Source organism: Nocardia sp. JCM 38205, assembly GCF_058222935.1.
In genome coordinates this window covers 689521-714579 of sequence record NZ_JBYHFL010000002.1, presented here as the reverse complement: position 1 = coordinate 714579, position 25059 = coordinate 689521, and the positions used below count along the sequence as shown (strand labels likewise).

23 protein-coding genes are annotated in these 25059 nt (G+C 68.8%); 11 read left to right on the top strand and 12 right to left on the bottom strand.

Features of this window, described 5'->3' with window-relative positions:
- Positions 1–50: 50 nt before the first annotated feature.
- Complete coding sequence (locus tag AC4HOU_RS10095; protein ID WP_490724403.1) at positions 51–1061, bottom strand: SMP-30/gluconolactonase/LRE family protein; 1011 nt, start codon at positions 1059–1061, stop codon at positions 51–53.
- A 121-nt stretch (positions 1062–1182) separates the two neighbouring features.
- Between AC4HOU_RS10095 and AC4HOU_RS10090 the strand changes: the two genes are divergently transcribed.
- Complete coding sequence (locus tag AC4HOU_RS10090) at positions 1183–1650, top strand: MarR family winged helix-turn-helix transcriptional regulator (RefSeq protein WP_228815172.1); 468 nt, start codon at positions 1183–1185, stop codon at positions 1648–1650.
- A gap of 217 nt (positions 1651–1867) precedes the next feature.
- On the top strand, positions 1868–2656 hold the full coding sequence (locus AC4HOU_RS10085; protein WP_490724402.1) for an HAD-IIA family hydrolase: 789 nt from the start codon (positions 1868–1870) through the stop codon (positions 2654–2656).
- Between the two features lie 143 nt (positions 2657–2799).
- Here the strand turns inward: AC4HOU_RS10085 and AC4HOU_RS10080 are convergent, their stop codons facing one another.
- The gene (locus AC4HOU_RS10080) at positions 2800–3486 is read right to left on the bottom strand and encodes a ZIP family metal transporter (RefSeq protein ID WP_163810413.1); all 687 of its coding nucleotides are present in this window, start codon (positions 3484–3486) and stop codon (positions 2800–2802) included.
- A 391-nt stretch (positions 3487–3877) separates the two neighbouring features.
- Here AC4HOU_RS10080 and AC4HOU_RS10075 point away from each other — a divergent pair, with 391 nt between their 5' ends.
- Both AC4HOU_RS10075 and AC4HOU_RS10070 read left to right on the top strand, forming a co-directional pair.
- Positions 3878–4510, top strand: coding sequence for a TetR/AcrR family transcriptional regulator (locus AC4HOU_RS10075; protein WP_228783132.1), 633 nt, complete (start codon positions 3878–3880; stop codon positions 4508–4510).
- Between the two features lie 32 nt (positions 4511–4542).
- The gene (locus tag AC4HOU_RS10070; RefSeq protein ID WP_194990588.1) at positions 4543–5403 is read left to right on the top strand and encodes an alpha/beta fold hydrolase; all 861 of its coding nucleotides are present in this window, start codon (positions 4543–4545) and stop codon (positions 5401–5403) included.
- 25 nt (positions 5404–5428) lie between these two features.
- Here the strand turns inward: AC4HOU_RS10070 and AC4HOU_RS10065 are convergent, their stop codons facing one another.
- The 9 genes from AC4HOU_RS10065 to AC4HOU_RS10025 all read right to left on the bottom strand — a co-directional run bounded on the left by AC4HOU_RS10065 (position 5429) and on the right by AC4HOU_RS10025 (position 13338).
- Entirely contained in the window at positions 5429–5776 is a 348-nt protein-coding gene (locus tag AC4HOU_RS10065; protein WP_490724401.1) for a hypothetical protein, read from the bottom strand.
- Between the two features lie 270 nt (positions 5777–6046).
- A complete protein-coding gene (groL, locus tag AC4HOU_RS10060; RefSeq protein ID WP_490724400.1) occupies positions 6047–7672 on the bottom strand; it encodes a chaperonin GroEL in 1626 nt (541 codons plus the stop codon).
- A 211-nt stretch (positions 7673–7883) separates the two neighbouring features.
- A complete protein-coding gene (locus tag AC4HOU_RS10055; RefSeq protein WP_104360706.1) occupies positions 7884–8183 on the bottom strand; it encodes a DUF222 domain-containing protein in 300 nt (99 codons plus the stop codon).
- 132 nt (positions 8184–8315) lie between these two features.
- Positions 8316–9038 (bottom strand): Clp protease N-terminal domain-containing protein, encoded by a 723-nt coding sequence (locus tag AC4HOU_RS10050; RefSeq protein WP_194990586.1) that lies wholly within the window; start codon positions 9036–9038, stop codon positions 8316–8318.
- A 52-nt stretch (positions 9039–9090) separates the two neighbouring features.
- Positions 9091–10179: an NAD(P)/FAD-dependent oxidoreductase gene (locus AC4HOU_RS10045; protein WP_490724399.1), complete on the bottom strand. Its 1089-nt coding sequence runs from the start codon at positions 10177–10179 to the stop codon at positions 9091–9093.
- Between the two features lie 172 nt (positions 10180–10351).
- The gene (locus AC4HOU_RS10040) at positions 10352–11233 is read right to left on the bottom strand and encodes an RNA polymerase sigma-70 factor (RefSeq protein ID WP_490724398.1); all 882 of its coding nucleotides are present in this window, start codon (positions 11231–11233) and stop codon (positions 10352–10354) included.
- Positions 11234–11277: 44 nt separating this feature from the next.
- A complete protein-coding gene (locus tag AC4HOU_RS10035; protein WP_163810438.1) occupies positions 11278–12189 on the bottom strand; it encodes a CDP-alcohol phosphatidyltransferase family protein in 912 nt (303 codons plus the stop codon).
- Positions 12186–12911 (bottom strand): phosphatidylserine decarboxylase, encoded by a 726-nt coding sequence (locus tag AC4HOU_RS10030; protein WP_163810440.1) that lies wholly within the window; start codon positions 12909–12911, stop codon positions 12186–12188. The genes AC4HOU_RS10035 and AC4HOU_RS10030 overlap by 4 nt, the downstream gene beginning before the upstream one ends.
- Before the next feature lie 154 nt (positions 12912–13065).
- Positions 13066–13338, bottom strand: coding sequence for a GlsB/YeaQ/YmgE family stress response membrane protein (locus tag AC4HOU_RS10025; RefSeq protein WP_163810572.1), 273 nt, complete (start codon positions 13336–13338; stop codon positions 13066–13068).
- 240 nt (positions 13339–13578) lie between these two features.
- On the opposite strand from AC4HOU_RS10025, the gene AC4HOU_RS10020 reads away from it, so the two are divergent.
- Positions 13579–14610: a beta-ketoacyl-ACP synthase III gene (locus AC4HOU_RS10020; RefSeq protein ID WP_163810442.1), complete on the top strand. Its 1032-nt coding sequence runs from the start codon at positions 13579–13581 to the stop codon at positions 14608–14610.
- Between the two features lie 24 nt (positions 14611–14634).
- Here AC4HOU_RS10020 and AC4HOU_RS10015 read toward each other — a convergent pair whose 3' ends face one another.
- The gene (locus tag AC4HOU_RS10015) at positions 14635–15090 is read right to left on the bottom strand and encodes an SRPBCC family protein (RefSeq protein ID WP_163810445.1); all 456 of its coding nucleotides are present in this window, start codon (positions 15088–15090) and stop codon (positions 14635–14637) included.
- A gap of 388 nt (positions 15091–15478) precedes the next feature.
- Here AC4HOU_RS10015 and AC4HOU_RS10010 point away from each other — a divergent pair, with 388 nt between their 5' ends.
- From AC4HOU_RS10010 to AC4HOU_RS09985, 6 genes are all read left to right on the top strand, one after another.
- Complete coding sequence (locus tag AC4HOU_RS10010) at positions 15479–17146, top strand: NAD(P)/FAD-dependent oxidoreductase (protein WP_163810447.1); 1668 nt, start codon at positions 15479–15481, stop codon at positions 17144–17146.
- A 9-nt stretch (positions 17147–17155) separates the two neighbouring features.
- Positions 17156–18625 carry an ATP-binding protein gene (locus AC4HOU_RS10005; protein WP_163810449.1) on the top strand — a complete coding sequence of 490 codons (1470 nt, stop codon included), beginning with the start codon at positions 17156–17158 and terminating at the stop codon, positions 18623–18625.
- The gene (locus AC4HOU_RS10000; protein WP_194990608.1) at positions 18622–18978 is read left to right on the top strand and encodes a UBP-type zinc finger domain-containing protein; all 357 of its coding nucleotides are present in this window, start codon (positions 18622–18624) and stop codon (positions 18976–18978) included. Before AC4HOU_RS10005 ends, AC4HOU_RS10000 begins: the two co-directional genes overlap by 4 nt.
- Before the next feature lie 198 nt (positions 18979–19176).
- Complete coding sequence (locus AC4HOU_RS09995; protein ID WP_228806443.1) at positions 19177–19605, top strand: hypothetical protein; 429 nt, start codon at positions 19177–19179, stop codon at positions 19603–19605.
- A 55-nt stretch (positions 19606–19660) separates the two neighbouring features.
- Positions 19661–21898: an AAA family ATPase gene (locus tag AC4HOU_RS09990; protein ID WP_490724397.1), complete on the top strand. Its 2238-nt coding sequence runs from the start codon at positions 19661–19663 to the stop codon at positions 21896–21898.
- A 186-nt stretch (positions 21899–22084) separates the two neighbouring features.
- Positions 22085–24910 (top strand): Na+/H+ antiporter subunit A, encoded by a 2826-nt coding sequence (locus AC4HOU_RS09985; protein WP_490724396.1) that lies wholly within the window; start codon positions 22085–22087, stop codon positions 24908–24910.
- Positions 24911–25059 lie beyond the last annotated feature (149 nt).

The window sequence follows — 25059 nt, the reverse complement described above, 5'->3', positions numbered from 1 at the left end:
CCGAGCCGCGGATCCGCCCGAACGGACGCGACGCGTCCGGCGGTGCGAGCTCAGATCCCGGTTACCGACAGAATGCGGAACGGGGTAGCAGGAGTACCGGGACCGAGCGGGCCGCCCTTGTCGAATTGCGATGCGACGACGAGGGTTCGGTCGTCGATATGCACCAGCGTCGTCGGGACCGCGAGGGTCGGATCGGACAGTTCGGCCTCGCGTTTCGCGCCGGTGCCGTCCGCGGTGATGGTCCAGCGGACGACGGTGTTCTTCATGTTCTGGGCTACCCGCAGCGTCGTGCCATCCAACTCGAGGCCGTCGCCCATCGACACCTCACCGCCGTTCAGATCGACTTTGCCGATAGCGCCTCCGGCGTCGCTGCCGAGGTCCACCCGGTAGAGATCGCCACCGGCCGAATCGACGACGAGCAGCAAGCTGCCCGCGGCATCGGCGGTGAGGCCGTTGAGGGTGTAGGCCTCGGGACCGTGCGGTTCGATCACCGGGTTCAGGTCGAAGCCAACGGTCAGTTCACCCCGGCCGCCACCAGCGATGACGCGGTTCAGGTCCGCCGGGCTGACGCGGTAGAGGACGGCGCGTTTGCTGTCGGTCAGGTAGGCGGTGCCGTCGGCGGTGATCGCGATGTCGTTGACGAAGCGCTCGCCGCTGCCGGGCACGTCGAGCCGGGCGAGCAGGGCGCGCGAGGCGATGTCGTACACGCTCACCCCGGCCGTCGAGTCGGTCACCCAGAGCCGCCCGGCCGAGTCTACGCGCAGCCCGTTCGCGGTGACGCGGCCGTCGGTGCCGCTGGGCAGGAAGACGTCGGCCCGTTCGGCCCCGGCCGCGGCGCGGTAGATCGTGCCGTCGGCGAAGGAGCCGACGTAGATGTCGCCGTTGCGCTCGTCGACCGCGATGCCCTCCGGGTAGACGCGATCGCCGGGCAGTTCGAAGGCGGTCTCGATACGCGGTGCGGGTTCCGCCGATTCCGCGGTACCGCCGCATCCGGCGAGGGTGAGAGTGGCGGTTGCCGCGAATACCGCCGCCGACCAGCGGCGAGGCGATGCGTGAGACATGGTGTGGACCCCTTTGCAGACAGCTTATTCGTAGCCAAACCGATCGGCGTGCACGAATGTAGATTAGGGTTCTAATGCTCGTCAAGACTCTAATGATGGGAAGGCTGGTTACGATGCCCGTATGACGTCCATGCCCGCCGACGAACGCATCGGTTCGTATGTCAAACGCGCCGAGCAGGCGTTGAACGCGGCCAAGAACGCCGCGCTGAAGCCGGCGGGCGTCACCGTTGCGCAGTACGCGGCCCTGCTCTACCTGGCCGAGAACCCCGGCATCTCCGCCGCCGCACTGGCCCGGCTGTGCGGTGTGACGCCGCCGACGATGAACACGGTGCTCACCAACCTCGTCGACCGCGGCCTGATCGAGCGCACCCCGCACGCCTGGCACAAGAACGTCCTCGAAACCCGGCTCACCGAGGCGGGTGAGGCGGTCATGCGCGACGCGGACGTCCGCGCCGTCGCCGTGGAGCGGGCCGTCGCGGCCGGATTCACCGCCGGGGAACGCCAGACCCTGATCGATCTGCTCACCCGTTGCGCGGACCTCTTCGACGCCACCCGGGGCGAGGCGCCCGCCGCACAAGAGCGGCACTAGCCCTAACAGGTGCGGCCGATGCCGTCGTCGAGCTGCTCTGGACCGGCGCGACGATCTTGCCGTGCAGGCCGTGCGGATCGCCGAGCCGGGCGGGCGAAGGTCGATCGGGCGAGAGCCGGGCGGGCGCGCTCGAACCCCCTCCGCTCCCGCATCTTTCGACCCGATCATGCTGCCGACACGCCCCCGCGCGCCCCGGCGGCCGGTCTACAGTGACGCTATGGCCGAGCCGAATCGGACAGCCGGCGTGCTCTACGACATCGACGGCGTGCTGGTGACTTCCTGGCGCGCCCTGCCCGGTGCACCCGATGCCGTGCGGCGCCTGGCCGAGCAGGGTCTGCGCCGCGCCTTCCTGACCAACACCACCTCGCGCACCCAGGCCGAGATCGCCGAACGGCTGTGCGCGGCGGGCATCGAGGTCTCCGCCGACGAGATCGTCACCGCGGCCCGCATGACCGTCGAATATCTGCGCCGCAACCACCCCGGCGCCCGCACCTGGGTGCTCAATCACGGCGAAATCGACGCCGACCTGGCCGGCCTGCGGCTCGACGACACCGACCCCGAGGTCGTCGTCCTCGGTGGCGCAGGCCCCGAATTCAGCCACCGCGCGCTCAGTCGCGTCGTCGAATTGATGCTCGACGGGGTACCGGTCGTCGCCATGCAGGGCGGCATGACCTGGGCCACCGACGACGGCCTGCGCATCGACACCGGCACCTACCTGCCCGGCCTCGAAGCCGCGGGCAACGCCACCGTCACCGTCATCGGGAAGCCGTCGGCCACCGGATTCCGCACCTGCGCCGCGACCATGGACCTGACACCTGAGCAGGTCGTGATGATCGGCGACGACCTGCACTCGGACGTGCTGGCCGCCCAAGATGTCGGCATGACCGGAGTCCTGGTGCGCACCGGCAAGTTCCGCACCGCCGTACTGGAAGCGTCGCCACGCCAACCGGATCACGTCATCGATTCGATAGCAGACCTACCCGCCCTCCTCGCGACCCCGAACTGACCCGCCGGCTCCCGATTCGAGCTGTCATCCGCTGAGCGCGAGGTCGTCATCGGGCTCGCAGCGTAGGCTGTGGCATTTCGGTACGGGTGAAAGCTGCGTGAGGTAGTCGGAACTTTGCGTAAGGCCACCGCCTTCGGCGGGCGCTAGCCGAGGACGAAAGCTACGAGGAAACCTGCGGCCGTGGCGATCCCGACCCACCATCCACCTTCGCGGTACGCCTCTGGCATGAGCGAATCCGCGAGGACGGCGATCGTCGCACCGCCCGCGAACGCTTGCACAGTGCTGATCTGCGTCCCGGAAAGGTTGTCGGAGAGCACGTTTCCCAGCACAGTGACCACGACCAGCACCACGCCGGTGATGGTCCATAATGCCAGTGCGCGCCCGGGCGCGAAGCCGTGCCGGTCGCGCATCAGCGCCGAACCGCCGATCGCCTCTGGCACATTCCCCACCGCCACCGCGACCAGCAGCACCACGCCCCCGCCGCCGGACAGCGAGACGCCGAGCGCGGTGTTCTCCGGAACGCCGTCGAGCACCGTGCCGAGCATCAATGCCCAGCCGATCGCGGTGGGGCCGAGCCGCTGTTCGATGAAGCGGTTCGCGACCACGTAGACCGTCGCGCCCGCGAACAGTGCGATACCGGCGATCCACGCACCCGCTTCGACGAACGCGGGCTCGAACAGTTCATTGGTCACCGCGGCGATCATGGTGCCCGCGCCGAAGGCCATCAGCGAGGCGAGCAACGGCTTCGGCAACGACCACCGCAGACCGATAACGGCGCCGAGTACCAACGGCACTGCCGTGCCCAATCCGTAGAGCAGTGCGGTCCCCATTCGGCCACGGTAGGTCAATGGGCGGTACCGCCTCTGTTTCCGCGCCGAAGCCTTCTAAATAATTCTAGAAATTCCCTTCAAAATCGCCCGTGCCGCCGTAGCTCTCGGTATCGTCCGATTCGGCAAACAGCCAGTGACACTGGCCAGATAATCCCAGATCGGAGTTCGTGTTTGACAGGTGTTCCATCCGACGTGCTCGGATAGTCGCTCGCATGCCGTCGGCGATGGGGAAGGCCGGTGAGTGTCGAACATCTCGCCTGCCCCGGCGCCACGAGCGAATAACGAGCCGACGCAGACTTGCCAACTCGGCCGACGCGCGGTCGGCCGTCAGTTGCGGCGAAGGGCCCGATCCATGACGAGGGGATCGGGCCCTTCGGTATTGTCTGCCCCAATGTCACAGGATGCGAATACGGGACGAATGTATGCCGGGCAACCCGTAGAGGACCGGCAGCGCCAGCGGCGTGCGCGTTTTCTGGAATCCGGTCTGACCGTTTTCGCGCGCGACGGATACGCCAACAGTTCGGTCGGCGCCATTTGCAAGGATGCGGGGCTGTCGTCGCGGCAGTTCTACGAGGAGTTCACCGGCCGCGAATCCTTGCTGATCGAGCTGTACGAGCAGATCCATCGGGAATCGCGCGCCGCGGTCGAGGCGGCGCTGGCGGAGCGGTCCGAAGCCAGCGCGGTGGAGAGCATCGACGCCGCGGTCCGCGCGTACGTGGAATCCATCGGCACCGATCCGCGCAAGGCCAGAGTGGCACTGGTCGAGGTGGTCGGCGCCGGACCGAAGGTGGAGAAGCTGCGGCTCGAGCTGCGCCGCATGTGGGGTTCGCTGCTCGCGGGCGCGGCCGAGGACGCCGCCATGCACGGCGAGATCCCGCCCGGCGACTACGAGATGCGGATGCTGGCCATCATCGGCGCGGTCAACTATGTGGTCGACGAATGGAGCGGCTCGGAACCGCGCCGCCCCCTCGACGACGTGATCCGCGTGCTCAGCCGGGTCATCATGGGTGCCGTCGGAGCGTGATCGAGGCCGGGTACTCCGCGTAGCCTTGGCGCGTGGAGACCGTACCGATCCAGATGCCCGACGGCAGCACCGTCCCGGTGCGGCTGCTGTCGGCCTCGGGTGCCCATCGTCATCCGGTGACGCCGGACGTGCCGCGCCCGGTCGTGGTGCTGGTGCCGGGCCTCGGCGTCCCCGGCGAGTACTACGGATACTTCGCCCGGCTGCTGTCCGAGCGCGGCTTCGACGTGGCGATCACCGAGCTACGCGGCAACGGCGCCAGCACCCCCAAACCCGACTCGTCGAGCACCTACGGCTACCACGAACTGGTCTCGGTGGATTTCCCCGCCATGTTCGAGGTGGTGCGCGACCGCTTCCCGGACAGCACGCCCTACCTGCTCGGCCACAGCATGGGCGGCCAGCTCGGCGTCATGTACGCGGCCCGCATCCGGGGCCGCCTCGGCGGGCTCATCCTGATCGCCTCCGGCACCCCCTACTACCGCGGCTACCGTGGGCTCACCGGGCCCGGCATGCTGGTCGGCACCGCCGCCGTCTCGCTGACGGCCAACCTGGCCGGCTTCTGGCCCGGTGACCGCTTCGGCCCCAACGGCTTCGGCCGCCAATCCAAAGTCCTGATCTCCGACTGGGCGCGCCTGGCCCGCACCGGCCGCTTCGTCCCCGTCGGCGCCGACATCGACTACGAGGAACGCATCGCCCGCCTCAAACTCCCGGTCCTGTCCATCACCATGACCGGCGACGACCTCACCCCCGAACCCTCCGCCCGCCACCTGCTCGAGAAGCTACCCAACGCCGACATCACCACCTGGCACGAGACGCGGCCGCTCGGGCACAACGGGTGGATCACCGATCCGGACAGCACCATTGATCGGATCGAGAAATGGTTGCGGGACAGGTGATTCGGGCTCGGGGCCGCCGGTTTCCCTACTCGGACACCGGATCTTCGGTCCGCGCACGCGCCTTCAGCACAACGCCGTGGCTCACCAGCCCCAATAGCGCCGCACCGACGACGACCTTGACGCCGTCGAGGGCATTGTTGGCCTGTTTCGTTCGGGCGTGACTGGTCCCCCACCGGCCTGTCTCATCCGGATTACACAGTTGGTCGGGCGATATCACGTAGCCGCTGATCTCGGTGAAGCTCCACCTGCGGCACACCACGTCCGAATCGAGCCACCCCGCCACTCCCCACGCGATCAATGCGCCGGTCAGCAGGAACCACGTCAGATAAGCCCACGCGTTCTCCCGCAACGTTTGCCACATGCGTCCGGCCATCCCAGCAATGTACCGACCTCCACTCGCCATGACGACGCCCACGGCACTTCCTGAGCCGGGTCGCCGAGCTCGCCATGACCGCCTGGGCCCCGTTGCGCCTCGGAGCGGTTCACGCCCCGCCGAATTCCACGATGCACCCTAGGTCATCCGAATGAAGGAGCCGGCCGGCCGCATGAGGGTTACGGGGGTACTGCGGCAGGAACGCCGAAGGCCGGCCCACCTGGTGGTGGACCGGCCTTCGGTTCGAGATGTATTGCCGGGAGGCAGTACTCAGAAGTCCATGCCGCCCATGCCGCCGGTGGGATCGGCGGGAGCGGCCGAGGCCTTCTCCGGCTTGTCGGCGACGACGGCCTCGGTGGTCAGGAACAGGGCCGCGATGGAGGCCGCGTTCTGCAGGGCCGAGCGGGTGACCTTGACCGGATCGGCGACGCCGGCGGCCAGCAGGTCCTCGTACTCGTTGGTCTGGGCGTTGAGGCCCTGACCGGCGGGCAGGTTGGAAACCTTCTCGGCGACCACGCCGGGCTCGAGGCCGGCGTTGAAGGCGATCTGCTTCAGCGGAGCCGACAGCGCGACACGCACGATGTTCGCGCCGGTCGCCTCGTCACCCTCGAGCTTCAGATCGTCCAGAGCCGGAGCCGACTGCAGCAGGGCCACGCCACCACCGGCGACGATGCCCTCTTCGACGGCAGCCTTCGCGTTGCGGACGGCGTCCTCGATGCGGTGCTTGCGCTCCTTGAGCTCGACCTCGGTCGCGGCACCGGCCTTGATGACCGCAACACCGCCGGCCAGCTTGGCCAGGCGCTCCTGCAGCTTCTCGCGGTCGTAGTCCGAATCCGAGTTCTCGATCTCGGTGCGGATCTGCGCGACGCGGCCCTTGATGGCCTCGGCGTCGCCCGCGCCCTCGACGATGGTGGTCTCGTCCTTGGTGACGACGACCTTGCGCGCCTGGCCGAGCAGCTCGATGCCCGCGGTCTCCAGCGAGAGGCCGACCTCTTCGCTGATGACCTCGCCACCGGTGAGGATGGCGATGTCGGCGAGCTGGGCCTTGCGGCGGTCACCGAAGCCCGGGGCCTTGACGGCAACGGACTTGAAGGTGCCGCGGATCTTGTTCACGACCAGGGTCGACAGGGCCTCGCCCTCGACGTCCTCGGCGATGATCAGCAGCGGCTTGCCGGCCTGGATGACCTTCTCCAGCAGCGGCAGCAGGTCCTTGACGGTGGAAACCTTCGAGCCGACCAGCAGGATGTACGGATCCTCGAGGACCGCTTCCTGACGCTCCGGGTCGGTGACGAAGTAACCCGAGATGTAGCCCTTGTCGAAGCGCATACCCTCGGTGAGCTCCAGCTGGAGGCCGAAGGTGTTGCTCTCCTCGACGGTGATGACGCCTTCCTTGCCGACCTTGTCCATGGCCTCGGCGATCAGCTCACCGATGGACGGGTCGCCGGCCGAGATACCGGCGGTAGCGGCGATCTGCTCCTTGGTCTCGACCTCCTTGGCGGTGTCGAGCAGCCTGGCGGTGACGGCCTCGACGGCCTTCTCGATGCCGCGCTTGAGACCCAGCGGGTTCGCGCCGGCCGCGACGTTGCGCAGGCCCTCGCGCACCAGCGCCTGGGCCAGCACGGTGGCGGTGGTGGTGCCGTCGCCCGCGACGTCGTCGGTCTTCTTGGCGACTTCCTTGACCAGCTCGGCGCCGATCTTCTCGTACGGGTCCTCCAGCTCGATCTCCTTGGCGATGGACACACCATCGTTGGTGATCGTGGGGGCGCCCCACTTCTTCTCCAGCACGACGTTGCGACCCTTCGGGCCCAGCGTCACCTTGACCGCGTCGGCGAGGCTGTTCAGGCCCCGCTCGAGGCCGCGACGGGCCTCTTCGTCGTACGCAATTGTCTTGGCCATTGCGGTGAGATCCTCCAAGTAATGAGGCTGACACACAGGATGACCGCATTGTCGGGCCACCCTATTTACGCTGGCCAGGCTCGGTGCCCGCGACGGACGACCAGGGGTGTCTTGGATACCCGATCTCACCGTCCCGACCTGGCACTCACGGGTAGAGAGTGCCAAGCCCTTTTTAGCACTCGCCCGTGACGAGTGCAAGGTCGGGCCCGGGCTAGCCCTGCAAACGATCGGTCACTCGCAACGCCAGCGCGAGGAACGCATCGGCGCGCCGCTCCTCCGGCGAGCGCGGCTCACCCTCGTCCACGGTGACGAGTTCGGCGTCGTTGATCAGCAGTTCGGCCTCCACCCGCATGATGGCCCGAATGAACGGCGGCGCCACCTCGGGCGGCAGGTCGCCGTTGACGATGTAACTGCCGTCATCGAGAGATTCGGTCGAGACATACGACAGCGCGCGCAACAGATCGTCGCGCCGTTCCCCCGCGATCAGGTCGGAGTTCTCATCATCCGCCATTGCTATAGGTTACCGGCAGTGCCGGCGGCGGGGCGGCCGCACGTCCAGCTGCCACCCCGCCGCGACCTTCCGGCAATCATCCGGTGATGCCGGCTCGCCGATCGGCCGCGGCGAGGCGAGCGCGGCCGGGATTCAGGATTTGTTGTTCTCGATGAGACCGGCGAGCAGTTCGACCAGATGCGCCTCCGCAGTCGATTTGTCGATGCCGATACCGGACAGCACGCCGGTACCGTTCTCCTGCTCGAGCAGGGCGAGCAGGAGATGTTCGGTGCCGATGTAGTTGTGGCCGAGCCGCAGCGCCTCGCGGAAGGTCAGTTCGAGCACCTTTTTCGCCTCGGGGTCGAACGGCACCAGCGGGGGCACCTCACCGCCACCTGGCGGCAGGGCAGCCGTGGCAGCCTCACGCACCGACTCGACCGTGGCGCCCTGGGTGAGCAATTCCTTGGCCGCGAGGCCGTCGGGTTCGGACAGCAGCGCGAGCACCAGATGCGGTGGCGCGATCTGCGTGTTACCGGCCGTGCGGGCCGCCTCCTGAGCCGCCATGACCACATTCCTGGCGCGTGGCGTGAAGCGAGCGAAGCCGGCTTCGGGGTCCATGGCACCCGCGTCACCGGGTGCTTTGGGCACGAACCGCTTCTGCGCGGCCTGTTTGGTGACGCCCATGCTCGCGCCGATATCGGTCCACGAGGCGCCGGAGCGGCGGGCCTGGTCGACGAAGTGGCCGATCAGGTGATCGGCCAGTTCGCCGAGGTGTCCGGCGGCGACCATGGCATCGGCCAATTGATCGAGGACGTTGTCGGGGCGGGCCTTTTTGATGCCTTCGATGAGGTCGTCGAGCTTGAGCGAAGAAGTCATGCGTCAACCATAGGTTGACGACCCAGTGTCGTCAACCATTGGTTGACGATTGCTACTTCGCGCCTGCCCCGGCGGCCGCGAAGCGCACGATCGTCTCCTTGACCCGCGCCGCGGTGCGCCCGGTCAGCACCATTCGTCCAGGTGCGTCGTCGGCGCGCACGAACTGGATGACGCCGTCATGACGCCCGAGGCTCAGGCACTGGAGGTAGTAGCGGAACTTCAGCTCGCCCGGTTCCCGGCCGCGCAGGCGAGCGGTGATCGCCGCGGCGGCGTAGGAGCCGGTCGGCAGCGCGGTCGCGCAGGCCATCCGCAGCTCACGATCACCGGGACCGGCGACCACAGCACTGTCGCCGGCAGCGTAGATGTTCGGATGCGAGACCGAACGCAAGGTGGCGTCGGTGCGGATCCGGCCGTGCGCGTCCACCGCGAGACCTGCCCGCGCGGCCAGCTGCGGCACACCGAAACCGGTGGTCCACACGGTGGCACGGGATTGCAGCGAGGTCCCATCGGCCAGCCGCACCGCGTCCGCACACACCTCGATGACCTTCGCCGCCGCGTGAATCCGGACACCGAGCCCTTCCAGCACCCGGCGGATATGCGTCTGCGCCCGCGGTGACAACCACGCACCCGGTTCCGTTGCGCTGACCAGCTCCACGCGGACGTCACTGCGGGATTCGGCGAGTTCGGCGGCCACTTCGATGCCGGTCGCGCCGGCGCCGACCACGACGATCGGGCCGTCCGCGGGGATGCGGGCCGCCGCTTCCGGCGTCGCCACCGAATAGGCGTATTCGGCCACGCCCGGCACCCCGGCGTCGTCGGCGACGCTGCCGAGCGCGTAGACCAGCGTGTCGTAGCCGAGCGGTTCGCGATCGGCGAATCGCAGCAGCGCGCGCTCGGCGTCGAGCTCGGTCACCCGGGCGTGCACGAAGCCGATACCCCTGGGTTCCAAGAGTTCTCGCAGTTCCCACGCCCGGGTCTGCTGGCCGGCGAAGCGCTGGTGCAGCCGCACGCGCTCGACGAAATGTGTTCGGGCATCGACCACGGTGACGTCGGCGCCGGGCGTCTTCTTCGCGAACCGGCGCGCAGCCGCCAAGCCCGCGTATCCGGCGCCGAGGACAACGATCCGATGCTGTGCGCTCATGGTGGGCTCCTCAGGGAGTGGGGACGGTGACACCACTCAGACCGGATGGCCCGCCGATCCCTGACAGCTCGCGGAAGTGAGGCCGGTCACACTGCTCGGGCGGTGCCGAATCAGCCTGGCCCGGAGGGCCTACGTGGTGACGCTCCGCTACCGCCTCCGGCCCTCGACCGGTTCAGGCGGCGGTGCGGCCGAAGTAGGCGAGCTTGCCCGGCGCGACCACCAGTCGCAGCGCCGTCACCACCTCGCCGTCGGAATCGGCGGTACAGACCGCGAGGGGCGCGCCGCCGGCCCAGGCGCAGACCGCGGGCAGCCCGTTCACCTCGACGATCTCGATCGTCACACCCGGCACCACCCAGCCGAAGAGCTTGGTGAGGTACACCGCGACCTTCGACGCACCGACCACCGGCCGCCGGGCCACACCCACCATGCCGTTACCGTCGGCCACCGAGACCACGTCGGCGGCGAGCATCTGCTCCAGTGCGGCGATTTCGCCGTTGCGGGCGGCGGCGAAGAACCGCTCCATCAGCGCACGCGCCTGCTCGGCTGGAATATCGAAGCGCGCCTTGCCATCCCGCACTCGTCGGCCCGCGCGATGGAAGATCTGCTGCGCATTGGTTTCGGTGAGCTCGAGCATTCCGGCGATCTCACGATGCGAATATCCGAAGGCCTCGCGCAGCACGAACACCGCGCGTTCGACCGGAGTGAGCCGTTCCAGCGCGGTGAGCAGCGCCAACGACACCAGCTCGCGTTCCTGCGCCGATTCCAGCGGGCCGAGCTCCCCCGCACCGGTCGGCACCGGCTCGGGCAGCCACGGCCCGACATACCTCTCCCGCCGTGCCCGCGCCGAATCCAGCCAGCTGCGACACAGATTCACCACGACCGTGGTCAACCAGGCCTGCGCCGAACGGATCTCGCCGCGATCGGCGGCTTCCCAGCGCAGGTAGGTCTCCTGCACGGCGTCCTCGGCTTCGGCCGCCGAGCCGAGCATCCGGTAGGCCAGCGAGAACAAGCGCGGACGCTCGGCTTCGAAATCCGCCAGCCCCTGTGCGTCCATCCGCCACCTCCCGCGCCGTCAGCGGTGACGATACCCGCGGCCGCTCAGCTCTCGACGCCGTTGTGTTCGCGCTTACCACCCGGACGGCGCAGCCGCAGCCGCGACGAACCGCGCATCGCCGGGCGACGGATGGCGGGCCGCCGGATCGCCGGACGCCGCCGCTGTGCCCGCCGCTGCGCCCGCCGTTCGGCCGGTTTGTGCTCCCAGGTCTCCGGCCGGGCCGCGACCCAGCGCTGCGAATACCAGGCGAACGGTATATGCCCCAGGTACAGCACGATCAGCACCAGCAGCAGCACGATCGGATAGGTGACCAGCGCGGCCGCGGCCGCCGCCACCAGCACCAGCAGCCCGGCGGCGGCCTGCGGCGCCACCGACACCGACTTCATCGCCAGGGTCGGGATGGTGCTCACCGCAAGCAGGGCGGCGAACACCACCCACGCCGAGACCATGCCGAAGCCGACCCACCAGCCGTCGCCGAACTGCACATACAGCGCGACCGGGGCCAGGGCGATGAGCGCGGCGGCGGGGGCCGGGACGCCGACGAAATACTCGCGCGCCCAGTCCGGGCGGGTGTCGTCGTCCATCAGCGTGTTGAACCGGGCCAGCCGCAGCACGATGCTCACCGCGAACAGCAGGGCGATGATCCAGCCGGTGCTGTTGTCGCTGAGCAGCCCGATGTAGAGCACGAGAGCGGGCGCGACACCGAAGGAGATGGCGTCGGAGAGCGAATCCAGCTCGGCGCCGATCTTGGTGGTGGCGGCCAGCATCCGCGCGAGCCGCCCGTCGAGGGTGTCCAGGACGGCCGCCGCGCCGATCATGGCGAGCGAGACCCCGAATTCACCGTCGAGCGCGAACTTCACCGCGGACAGTCCGGAGCACAGCGCCATGATGGTGACCATGCTCGGCAGCAGCCGGATCGACCGGCGCCGCCGTCCGGCAGTGCCCGGCTCCATCATGACCCTGCGGTCGGCAATACGGCCAGCACGGTCTCGGCACCGATGGTGCGCTGACCGACGTCGACGAGCAGTTCGGTGCCCGCCGGGAAGTAGGTGTCGACCCGGGAACCGAAACGGATCAGGCCGTAGGTGTCGCCGATGGTGAGCACGTCACCGGGCTTGGCATCGCAGACGATGCGGCGGGCCAGCAGGCCCGCGATCTGCACGACCACGATCTGGGCGCCGGACGGGGTGTCGATGACCATGCTGTTGCGCTCGTTCACCGAGCTGGCCTCGGGCAGGTCGGCCGAGCGGAACTGGCCGGCCTGATGCAGCACGGTGCGCACGGTCCCGGAGACGGGCACCCGCTGCACGTGGACATCGAGAACGGACAGGAAGATGCTGACGCGGGGCAGGGGCTGATCACCGAGGCCGAGCTCGGCGGGCGGCACCGCGGTGTCGACCAGCGCGATCTCGCCGTCGGCGGGTGCGACGACGGCGCCGGCCCGGTTGGGCGGCACCCGGTGCGGATGCCGGAAGAACGTGGCGCAGGCCGCGGCCGCCGCCAACCCGCCGCGGCGCACCCAGCGACGTTTGCCGCCGAGCACCGCGACGGCCAGTGGTGCCGCGACGAACGGCAGACCGGCCGGGTGCAACGGCGGGATCGCATGGCGCACCAGATCGGCGACGTGGCCGAGGCCGGTGCGTTCGGGCGTGCCGGGCGGGGTGGGACGGCGTGCCACAGGCTCCTCTTTCGTGCTCGGTGCAAGACGAACGCGCCGTTCGAGGCCCGTCACGGCGACGGTCTCGATGCCCGTCGACGGATGAAAGCGGTCGTCGAACAGGTTCGGCGCAAGCGTTCACACCTTACGGGAACCGCGCCCGTGGCACCCGGTGTCAGTGCGCTGAGCGGCGCCCGGTGAACAGTTTCACCAGGTAGAGCAGGATGACCGCACCGGCGAGGCAGGTGAAGAAGCTGAAGAACCAGCCGGCGCTCTCCACATCGACCCCGAACAGTGCCAGGACGAATCCGCCGAGCAGGCCGCCGATCACGCCCACCACGATATTGAGCAGAATGCCCTGTTGAGCATCGGTTTTCATGATTTTGCTGGCGATCCAGCCCGCGAGCCCCCCGATGATGATCCACGCGATGATCCCGATTCCGAGCATGGTGTCCTCGAATCTGTGGTTGGGCACGCCGCCGGTTTGCGGCGTGTGCCTGGGATATACCCGGGTCATTGTGAGAATACGCACTCGCGTGTACCCCGGGTAGCGCTAATATGAGGGAGCCTCATGTCTACGAGTTCGCGTAGTACCAGCTGATTCGTAGCTATCGACCAGTGAGGATCCACATCGATATTCGGGGACACCCCGGCGGCGCCGACGCCGCAGGTACATAGGAGACGCACCATGGCTGCTCGTTTCGCCCAGACCACTGGCGCAGAGCACACGGCGATCCTCGGGCTCGGCGTCTATCGCCCCGCCCGTGTGGTCACGAACGACGAGGTAGCGGGCCCGATCGACTCGAGCGACGAATGGATCAGGACGAGGTCCGGCATTCGCACCCGGCGCTTCGCCGACGATTCCGAAACCATCCAGAGCATGAGCGTCGCGGCCGCGCGCGGGGCGCTGGAATCGGCGGGAGTCGCCGCCGACCAGGTCGATTGCGTCATCGTCGCCACCTCGACCCATCTGCTGCTCACCCCTGCCGCGGCGCCGCAGATCGCCACCGAGCTCGGCATGAACGGTGCGGCCGCCTTCGATATCTCCGCCGGATGCGCCGGCTTCTGCCATGGGCTGGCCCTCGCCTCGGATCTGGTCCGCGCGGGCACATCGAAGAACGTGCTGGTTGTCGGGGTGGAAAAGCTCACGAACACGATCAATCCGACCGACCGCTCCACCGCGTTCCTGTTCGCCGACGGCGCGGGCGCGGTCGTGGTCGGCCCGTCCGAGGAGCAGGGCATCGCGCCCACGGTGTGGGGTTCGGACGGCACCCAGCATCACGCCATCCGCCAGGACAAGGACTGGATGGAGTTCTTCGCCGAGATCGACGAGAAGGGCCTCGACGCCGTCCGGCCGTATCTGGCGATGGAGGGCACGGCGGTGTTCCGCTGGGCGGCGCACTCGCTGGAGAAGGTGTGCCGGGAGGCCATCGACAGGGCAGGCCTGTCCACCGGCGATCTCGACGCGATGATTCCGCATCAGGCGAACGGCCGGATCATCGAGATCATGGCGCGGGTGCTGGAGCTGCCCGAGCATTGCGCGCTCGCGAACGATATCGAGGAGACCGGTAACACCTCGGCCGCCTCGATTCCGCTGGCGATGGAGCAGCTGCTGCGCACCGGGCAGTCCAAGCCGGGCGATACCGCCCTGCTCATCGCCTTCGGCGCGGGCCTGTCCTGGGCCGCGCAGGTGGTATCGCTGCCGAACTGGCAGTCCTGACGGCGCAGGCGAGGCGGGTGCGGACTACGCGCCCGCCTCGACCGCTACCTTGATCTTGGCCAGGGTTTCGTTCATGCCCTTGGTCAGCGCGTCCTCGAAGGCCTGTTCACCGCCGAGCACCCCGTCGATGGCCTTGCGCACGAGCCAGGTGACGCCGTTGGGCACGTCTCGGCGCTCGATCAGGCGGGTACCGGTGGCGCTGGGCTCGAGGGTGTAGCTCCAGACGGTGCGGTTCTCGTTCATCCGGAATGCGAAGGCCTGGTTGGGCTCGTACCGCACGATGCGCGAGGTGGTCGGCCAGCGCTTGAACCCGTCTTTGTTCAGATTGATCGTCCAGGTCCCGGCCTTCGGCGTGCCCAGCGGGACCATTTTGACGCACTGCGGACTGAACTCCGGCATCCGCTTCAGATCGGAGACGACCTTCCAGACCTTCTCCGGCGGCGCGGCGATGTCGATGGCGGCTTCGAGATTGTTCGGCAACACTGCCTCCGGTTATGTGCGACTACGAGTGACGCGCATCCTAATCGTAATGATGGCCAGGTCACATTTTCGCATGTCTGCGGGCCCGAATGTAACGAGCGGCGCACAATGGGGATAGACGAGAGAACACAGCCACCAGCGAACCGCCCGCAACAGTGAGGTGATCGGCCGTGAAACTGCGCTCCCTCCTACATCGTCATCCGCCGCAATCGAGGTCGGCAGCATCGAACCTTCCGCAATTGCCGCTGATCGAACCCGACGGTGAATCCACCCCGCGCGTCGAGGAACGTCTCGAAAGACTGCTCACCCCAAGCGAACTCGAACTGGTACTGCGTCACCGCGTGTGAGCGCACGCTCCGCCGCTACGACAGCAGCGCATACTCATGAGGTGAGTTCCCCCGCTGCACCCAAGCCGGCCATTCTCAGCGTCGACGACGACCCGGGAGTCTCCCGGGCCGTCGTGCGCGATCTGCGCCGCCGCTACGGCGCCGACTACCGCATCCTGCGCGCGGAATCGGGCCCGGCGGCCCTAGAGGCGCTGCGTGAATTGAAACTGCGCGACCAGCCGGTCGCGGTGCTGATCGCCGACTACCGCATGCCGGGCATGGACGGCATCGAATTCCTCGAACAGGCCATGGACCTGCACCCGTACGCGCGGCGGGTGCTGCTCACCGCCTACGCCGACACCAATGCCGCGATCGACGCGATCAACGTCATCGATCTCGATCACTATCTGCTCAAGCCGTGGGATCCGCCGGAAGAGAAGCTCTACCCGGTGCTGGACGCCTTGCTGGAGGCATGGCGCGGCAGCGACCAGAAACCGGTGACCGGGACCAAGGTGATCGGCAATCGATGGTCGCCGCGCTCCTCACAGGTGCGCGAATTCCTGGCCCGCAACCAGCTGCCCTACCGCTGGTACCTGGCCGACGAACCCGAGGGCGCGCGGCTGCTCGAGGCCGCCGGCGCCGATCCGCAGCGATGTCCGGTGGTGATCACCGCCGACGGGCGGGCGCTGCTGCAACCCAGCGACAGTGAACTGGCGGGCAGCGTCGGGCTCAGCACCGAACCGGTCGGCGATTTCTACGATCTGATCGTCGTCGGCGGCGGACCGGCCGGACTCGGCGCGGCCGTCTACGGCGCGTCCGAGGGTTTGCGCACGGTGCTGGTGGAACGCACCGCCACCGGCGGGCAGGCCGGGCAGAGTTCCCGGATCGAGAACTACCTCGGCTTCCCGGACGGCCTGTCCGGTGCGCAACTGGCCGACCGCGCGCGACGGCAGGCCGCCAAGTTCGGCGCCGAGGTGATCACCACCCGCGAAGTGGTCGGACTCGAGGTCAACGGGTCGGCGCGCACCGTGCGCTTCGCCGACGGCGGACGGCTGTGCGGGCACACCGTCATCATCGCGACCGGAGTGGACTATCGGCGCCATCCGGCGCCCGGGGTGGACGAATTCACCGGGCGCGGTGTGTATTACGGCTCGGCGATGACCGAAGCGGCCGAATGCGCCGAACACGACGTCTACATCGTCGGCGGTGCGAACTCGGCGGGTCAGGCCGCGATGTTCCTGTCCCGCAACGCGCGCACGGTGCATCTGGTGGTGCGGGCGGATTCGCTGGAGAAGTCCATGTCCTACTACCTGATCCAGCAGATCGCGCAGACGCCCAATATCCGCGTGCACACCCGCACCGAGGTGGTCGGCGTGGACGGCGACGATCACCTGCACACGATCGTCTTGCGCGACAACGAGACCGGGGCCGAGGAGAAGGCCGCCACCGAGCGGCTTTTCCTGTTCATCGGCGCGGCACCGCAGACCGACTGGCTCGACGGCGTGGTGGCGCGCGACGACGACGGCTACGTGCTCGCGGGCCCCGATCTGCTGGTCGAAGGCTCGCGTCCGGCCGGCTGGGAACTGCCGCGGCCGCCGCATCACCTCGAGACCAGCGTGCCAGGGGTGTTCGTGGCCGGCGACGTCCACGCCGAATCGGCCAAGCGGGTCGCCTCCGCCGTCGGTGAGGGCGCGATGGCGGTCATGCTCGTCCACCGGTACCTGGCGTAGGAGGCGGCCATGGGCTCCGAAATGATCTGCGACCCCACGGAACTGCGGACGCTGTTCCTGTTCGAGAAACTGAACGACGAGCAGCTGGCGTGGTTGTGCGCCGACGGCCGGATCGAACGCATCGAGCCGGGACCGGTCTATCGCGAAGGTGAACCGGCGACCTGTTTCTACGTGCTGATGGACGGCGAGGTGCGGTTGACCAAGCTGTCGGGCGGCCAGGAGATCGAGATGGTGCGCACCGACCATCGCGGCTCCTACGCCGGGGCGTGGGCGGCCTATCTGGGCGAGCGCGCCGATCAGCACTACGGCGGGTCGATGTACGTCACCCGGCCGTCGCGGTTCTTCGTGCTCGATGCCACCACCTTCGCGCGGATGATGCACGAATGGTTCCCGATGGCGGTGCATCTGCTGGAGGGCGCGTTCTTCGGCCAGCGCAACAACAACGCCCGCATCGCCCAGCGGGAACGCCTGCTTGCGCTCGGCTCGCTGTCGGCCGGGCTGACCCACGAACTGAACAATCCGGCCGCCGCCGCGGTGCGCGCCACCTCCGGCCTGCGCGAGCGCATCGCCGGCATGCGGCACAAGCTCGCCATGATGGCACAGGGCAAGTTCGACACCGCCTCGCTGGAATCACTGGTGCGCTTGCAGGAGGAGGCCGCGGCCCAGGTCGCCAAGGCGCCCGAGCTGACGCCGCTCGAGGCCGCCGACCGCGAGGACGTGCTCGGCGAATGGCTCGACGAGCACGGCATCGCCGACGGCTGGGATCTCGCGCCGAACTTCGTGCAGGCCGGTTTCGACGCCGACTGGCTGGACCGGGTGGCCGCGACGCTCGAGGACTGCACCCCGCAGGTGCTCGAAGGCGCCATCCGCTGGCTGAACTACACCATCGAGACCGAACTGCTGATGAACGAGATCGCCGACTCCACCGCGCGCATCTCCACCCTGGTCGGCGCGGCCAAGCAGTATTCGCAGATGGATCGGGCCCCGTTCCAGGTGGTCGATCTGCACGAACTGCTCGACAGCACGCTGGTGATGCTCAACCGCAAGATCGGCGATTCGATCCAGGTGGTCAAGGATTACGACCGTGCGCTACCGCCGGTGCCCTGCTACGCCGCCGAGCTGAATCAGGTCTGGACCAATCTGATCGACAATGCCGTGTACGCGATGGACGGGGCAGGCACGCTGACCATCCGCACCCGCCACGACAACGACTGCGCCGTCGTCCAGATCAACGACACCGGCCCCGGGGTGCCCACCGAGGTCCGCGACCGCATCTTCGAGCCGTTCTTCACCACCAAGCCGGTCGGTGAGGGCACCGGGCTCGGCCTCGACATCTCGTTCCGGATCGTGGTCAACAAACATCACGGCGACATCCGGCTCGAATCCCGCCCGGGTGACACCACATTCACCGTCTGGCTGCCGCTGCACCGGAAAGAGGACGAACCGGCGAATCTGGAATCGACAGGAGATCCGGCATGACCGAGCTACCCGAGGGCATTGATCCGGCCGTTCCGCCGAGCGGGCCCGGCTGCGTGGAATGCGAGGCCGCCGCGGGCTGGTGGGTGCATCTGCGCCGCTGCGCGCAGTGCGGACATATCGGCTGCTGCGACAGTTCACCGCAACAACACGCGAGCAAGCATGCCGCGGCGACCGGCCACCCGTTCATCCAGAGCTATGAGCCGGGCGAGGACTGGTACTGGGATTTCCGCACCGAGGAGATGTTCAGCGGCGGGCCGGAGCTGGCGCCGCCGCATCATCATCCAGAGGATCAGGGTGCGCCGGGCCCGCGGGCGCGAGTGCCCGCCGACTGGCAATCGCTGATCCACCGCTGAGCTGCGGCGACGGGAGCGTTCAGCGATCGATAAGGCGGCGGCAAGGCCCATCGCCGACAGTGGGCCACGCACCTGTCCGCGCGCCCGGCGGGCGCTCGATCCTGTGAGGCACCCATGTCGAAGAACCGTCCCTACCCGGTACGCTGCATCGGACGCGCCGGAGGCTCCGGCGCCGCTGATCACCGGGGAACCCACGATATGAAGCGAATTCCTGCGACGATTCTGTCCATCGGCGCCTTGGCGTTGGTCCTGGCCGGCTGCGGTCCGGACGAGTCCACCGAGGCGAGCGGGCTGCGCAAGGGCACAACCGATACCTCGAGCGCCTCGACCACCACCTCGGCCCGCGCGACCACCACCTCGGAGTCCAGCGAGACCTCCTCGGCGCCCACCACGACGCGCACCGGGGGCAGCACGTCCGGAACCGCTTCGCAGACCACCTGCGCCGAATTCCGCCAGCTCGACATCGCCGCGGAGAAGGCGCTGATCGAGGCGATCCTGGCCGAACACCCGGAAAGCCCGTTCGCGGGCAGCCCCAACGTCGCCCTCGGCACCGCCAAGCTGGTCTGCCTGTCCGACGAGATGGCGAACACTCCGGTCGCCGAAGCCGCGGGCATCGTCGAACCCTGAGTAGCGCCGTCCGCGACGCCGCAGGCGGCGCGAATCAGATGCAGAATGGTCAGCGATGGCTGATTTGGCTCTTACCGCGCGTCTGAATCCCTCTGCCGCCGATGCCCGCCGCGGCGTCGTGCGGTTGCATGCCGAGGTGCTCACCGCCCTCGGGCTGCGGGAATGGGATGGGATCACGCTCGTCGGTTCCCGGCGCACGGCCGCGGTGGCCGGTCTCGCGCCCGCGGGCACGCCCGCCGGGGTGGCCCTGCTCGACGACGTCACGTTGTCCAATGCCGGCCTGCGGGACAGCGCGACCGTGGTGGTCTCACCCGCGACCGTCCACGGCGGTCGGCGGATCTCGGTGAGCGGCTCGGCGCACGCCACCGGGTCGATTCCGGCGGCGACGCTGCGGCAGGCGCTGCTCGGCAAGATCGTCACCGTCGGCGATACGGTCTCGTTGCTGCCGCGTGATCTCGGCCCGGATCTGCCCGCCTCGGCCGCGAGTCAGGCGCTCTCGCGCACCTTCGGCATCGCCTGGACCACCGAACTGCTCACCGTCACCGCCACCGATCCCTCGCCGGGCCCGGTGAGCGTGCAACCCAATACCGCCGTGGACTGGGGGCCTGGAGCCATCGCACCGGTGGGCGGTAACGGCAGGCCCGCCACCGGCTCTGCCCGGGAGGACTCCTCCGCGAGCATGACCGCCGATCCGACCGGCACCGTCGCCGCCGCCGCCCGCTCCGCCCCGATCCCGGTCGAGGATCTGGTGGGCGCACACACCCAGGCGGCCAAGCTCACCGAATGGCTGACGCTGGCCCTCGATGAGCCCGAACTGCTGAAAACCCTTGGCGCATCCCCACATCTGGGTGTGCTGATCACCGGTCCGGCGGGCGTCGGCAAGGCGACGCTGGCCAGAGCGGTCACCGCACCGCGGCGCATCATCGAACTGGATGGCCCCGCCGTCGGCGCCGCCGAGAGCGGGGCACGGCTGCGTGAGGTGGCGCAGGCGGTGGCCGAGGTGAGTTCCGGGCAGGGCGGCATCCTGCTCATCACCGATATCGATGCGCTGCTGCCCGCGACCGCCGACCCGGTGGCCACGCTGATCCTGGATCAACTGCGCGCGGCCATCGCCGAACCGTGCGTCGCTTTCCTGGCCACCACCGCGCATCCGTCCGCGCTCGATCCCCGGCTGCGCGCCCCCGACCTGTGCGATCGCGAGATCGCGCTGACGCTGCCGACGGCCGCGGTGCGCCGGTCGCTGCTGGAACAACTACTGCGCAAGGTCCCGACGGGTGATCTGAAACTCGACGAGATCGCCGCGAAGACACCCGGTTTCGTGGTGTCGGATCTGGCCGCGGTGTGCCGGGAGGCGGCGCTGCGCGCGGCCTCGCGGGCCAATCGCGATCAGGCCGAACCGCAGCTGTGCCAGCAAGACCTGGTCGGGGCGCTCGAGGTGATCCGGCCGCTGTCGCGTTCCGGGATGGAAGAACTGGCCATCGGCAGCCTTGGCCTCGACGACGTCGGCGATATGGCCGAGACCAAACAGGCCCTCACCGAGACCGTGCTGTGGCCGCTGCGGCATCCGGATTCCTTCGCCCGCCTCGGTATCGAACCGCCGCGCGGGGTGCTGCTCTACGGTCCGCCCGGCTGCGGCAAGACCTATCTGGTCCGTGCGCTCGCCGGGACGGGCCAGCTCAGCGTGCACGCGGTCAAGGGTGCGGAGCTGATGGACAAGTGGGTCGGCTCGTCCGAACGCGCGGTGCGTGAGCTGTTCCAGCGGGCGCGGGATTCGGCGCCGTCGCTGATCTTCCTCGACGAGGTCGACGCGCTGGCGCCGCGCCGCGGGCAGAGCTCGGACTCCGGCGTCGGCGACCGGGTGGTCGCGGCGCTGCTCACCGAGCTCGACGGCGTCGAACCGCTGCGTGAGGTGGTGGTGCTCGGGGCCACGAACCGGCCCGAGCTGATCGATCCCGCGCTGCTGCGGCCCGGCCGCTTGGAGCGGCTGGTGTTCGTTCCGCCGCCGGACGCGCAGGCCCGGCTGGCGATCCTGACGACGGCGGGACGGTCGGTGCCGCTGGCCGCCGACGTCGATCTGGCGGCGCTGGCCGAGGACCTCGACGGGTATTCGGCCGCCGACTGCGCCGCGCTGCTGCGTGAAGCGGCGCTGGCCGCGATGCGCCGCGATGTGGCCGCGGCCGACGTCACCGCCGCCGATCTGGCCGCGGCGCGTTCGGTGGTGCGGCCCTCGCTCGACCCCGACCAGGTCGAATCGTTGCGCCGCTACGCCGACGCCAGGGCCGGCGACCGCTGAGGGCGGCGCCGCACCCGGGTCCGACCGGTTTTCCGGCTCTCCTCACCACGGCCGAAAGATCTGCGGAGGTATAGCCGGTTCGGCCGAATATGGCGGAGCACATAGCCACCTGGACACAAGTCCTACTATCCACCCACGTAGGATGGGAGCGCAGCACCCCGCCGCACCGACCCGACGGAGTGAAGTTTGCTCGGAATTCTGCTCGCCCATGCCCTGGCCGCTCTGGTGGCGCCGCTGTGCGTTCGGGCGATCGGTCGCAATGCGTTCTATCTGCTCGCCCTCGTTCCGCTCGGCAGCCTCGGCTGGGTCGCCGCGAACTGGAACGAGACGGTGCGGTCGCGGGTCAGCTGGGCGCCGAGCATCGAGATGAACATCGATCTGCGCTTCGATTCGCTGGCGGCGGTCCTGTGTGCGCTGGTGCTCGGGATCGGGTCGCTGATCCTTTTCTATTGCGGACGCTACTTCGACGACTCCGAACCGAAGCTCGGCATTTTCGCCGCGCAGATGGTCGGCTTCGCCGGCGCCATGTTCGGTCTGGTCACCAGCGACAATATGGTGTTGCTGTTCGTCTTCTGGGAGACCACGACCGTCCTGTCGTTCCTGTTGGTCGGCCACAACTCCGAACAGGCGCAGAGCCGGCGCGCGGCGATCCAGGCGCTGCTGGTGACGGCGGCGGGCGGGCTGGCGATGCTGGTCGGCATCATCATCCTCGGGATGAGCACCGGCAGTTATCTGCTGTCGGATCTGCTCGCCGCCGAACAGCCGCCAAGTGGTCTCGCGGTGAACGTCGCGGTGATGCTGATCCTGGTCGGGGCGCTCAGCAAGTCGGCCATCGTTCCGCTGCATTTCTGGTTGCCCGGCGCCATGGCCGCGCCCACCCCGGTCAGCGCCTATCTCCATGCCGCCGCCATGGTGAAGGCCGGTGTGTATCTGGTGGCGCGGCTGGCGCCGGTATTCGCGACCAACCCGGTCTGGCATCCGGTCGTGCTGGTGCTCGGCGGCGCCTCGATGCTGCTCGCCGGGGTGCGCGCGTTGCAGGTCAGCGACCTGAAATTGGTGCTGGCGTTCGGCACCGTCAGCCAGCTCGGGTTCCTCATCCTGATGGTCGGCATCGGCACGCCCGATGCCGCGCTGGCCGGGCTCGCGCTGATCGTGGCGCACGCGCTGTTCAAGGCCTGCCTGTTCATGGTGGTCGGCATCGTCGATCACGGGGCGGGCACCCGTGATCTGCGTGCGCTCACCGGCCTCGGGCGACGTGCACCGGTGCTGTACGCGGTGGCGGTGGCGGCCGCGCTGAGCATGGCGGGAATCCCGCTGATGGTCGGGTTCGTGGCCAAGGAGGGCGCCCTCGATGCCACCTTGCACGCCGACATCCTCAGTGATCCGGCCCGCATCCTGTTGACCGTGGTGGTGACGCTCGGCTCGATGCTGACGGTCGCCTATAGCGCCCGCTTCCTCTGGGGCGCGTTCGGCGACAAGCCCGGCGTCACCGAACCGGACTGGCATCGCCCCGGCGTCCTGCTGCTCGGCGCGCCGGCCGTACTGGCCGCGGGCAGCCTGGCCGCGGGCCTGGCCGCACCCGGCCTGGACAAGCTGATCAGCCCGTACGCGCGCTCCATCCCCGGGGTGCTCGGCACGCATCTGCTGCTGTGGCACGGCTTCACCGACGTCCTCGCGCTGACCATCGTGATCGTCGCGGCGGGCCTGGTGATCTTCACTTTCCGCGGCCGGATCGGGGAATCTCCACGACCGCTGCTGGGCAACGCCGACCGCGCCTACGACGCCACCCTGCGCGGTATGGACAAGCTCTCGCTGCGGATGACGGGCTCGGTGCAGCGTGGTTCGCTGCCGGTCAGCCAGGCGATCATCCTCGGCACGCTGATCATCCTGCCGTCGGTGGTGCTGGCCATGGGCACCCGCACCGGGGTGCAGCTGCGGCTGTGGGATTCACCGTTGCAGCTGGCCATCGGCGCGATCATGGTGGCGATGGCGCTCGGCGCGACGGTGCTGCGCAACAGGCTGGCCAGCGTGCTGGTCGTCGGCGTCACCGGCTACGGGTGCGGGGTGATCTTCGCGCTGCACGGCGCGCCCGATCTCGCGCTCACCCAGTTCCTGGTGGAAACGCTGACGCTGGTGGTGTTCGTGCTGGTGCTGCGCGCCTTCCCGGCCGAGATCTCCGGCTCGCGCACCGCCGGATTCAACGTCCGGCGGGCGGTGCTCGCGGCCTGCGTCGGCGCCACCGTCACCGTGCTCGGCGCGTTCGCCGTCGCGGCCCGCAGCGCCGAACCGATCTGGCATCGCATTCCCGGCGCGGCCTACGAATTCGGCGGCGGCAAGAACGCGGTGAACGTGCTGCTGGTCGACATCCGCGCCTGGGACACCCTCGGCGAGATCTCGGTGCTGGTCGTGGCGGCCACCGGTGTGGCCTCGCTGGTCTTCCGCAGCAGGCGTTTCGGCAGTGCGCCGCGCGCGGTGGACGCGCCCAACTACCGGCCGGGGCTGGTGAGCTGGCTGCCCGCGGGCCGGCTGGTCGACCGCCGCGAACGCTCGATGGTCATGCAGATCACCACCCGCCTGGTCTTCCCGACCATGATGGTGCTGTCGGTCTACTTCATCTTCTCCGGCCACAATGCCCCCGGCGGCGGGTTCGCCGGCGGTCTCACCGCCGGACTCGCACTGGTGCTGCGGTACCTGGCCGGTGGACCCTACGAACTCGGTGAGGCGCTGCCGGTGGAAGCGGGGCATCTGCTCGGTGCCGGGCTGGCGCTGGCGGCGGGCACCGCGACCACCTCGCTGATCTTCGGCGCACCACCGTTGTCGTCGGCGATTCTGGAGGTCACGCTGCCGCTGCTCGGCCACGTCAAGCTGGTGACCTCGCTGTTCTTCGATCTCGGCGTGTATCTCATCGTGGTCGGACTGGTGCTCGACGTGCTGCGCAGCCTCGGCGCGCGGCTGGACCGCGAGCTGTCCGAATCGCCGGAACCGGCCGAGGTGCGGGAGGCGACCGCATGACCGGGTCAGCGCCCGGAGGAGGCAGCTTGGGTAACCACGGAGGGCGCCCCGGGCATGCGCAGGAGGGCACCGCATGACCGGGTCAGCGCCCGGAGGAGGCAGCTTGCGTAACCACGGAGGGCGCCCCGGGCATGCGCAGGAGGGCACAG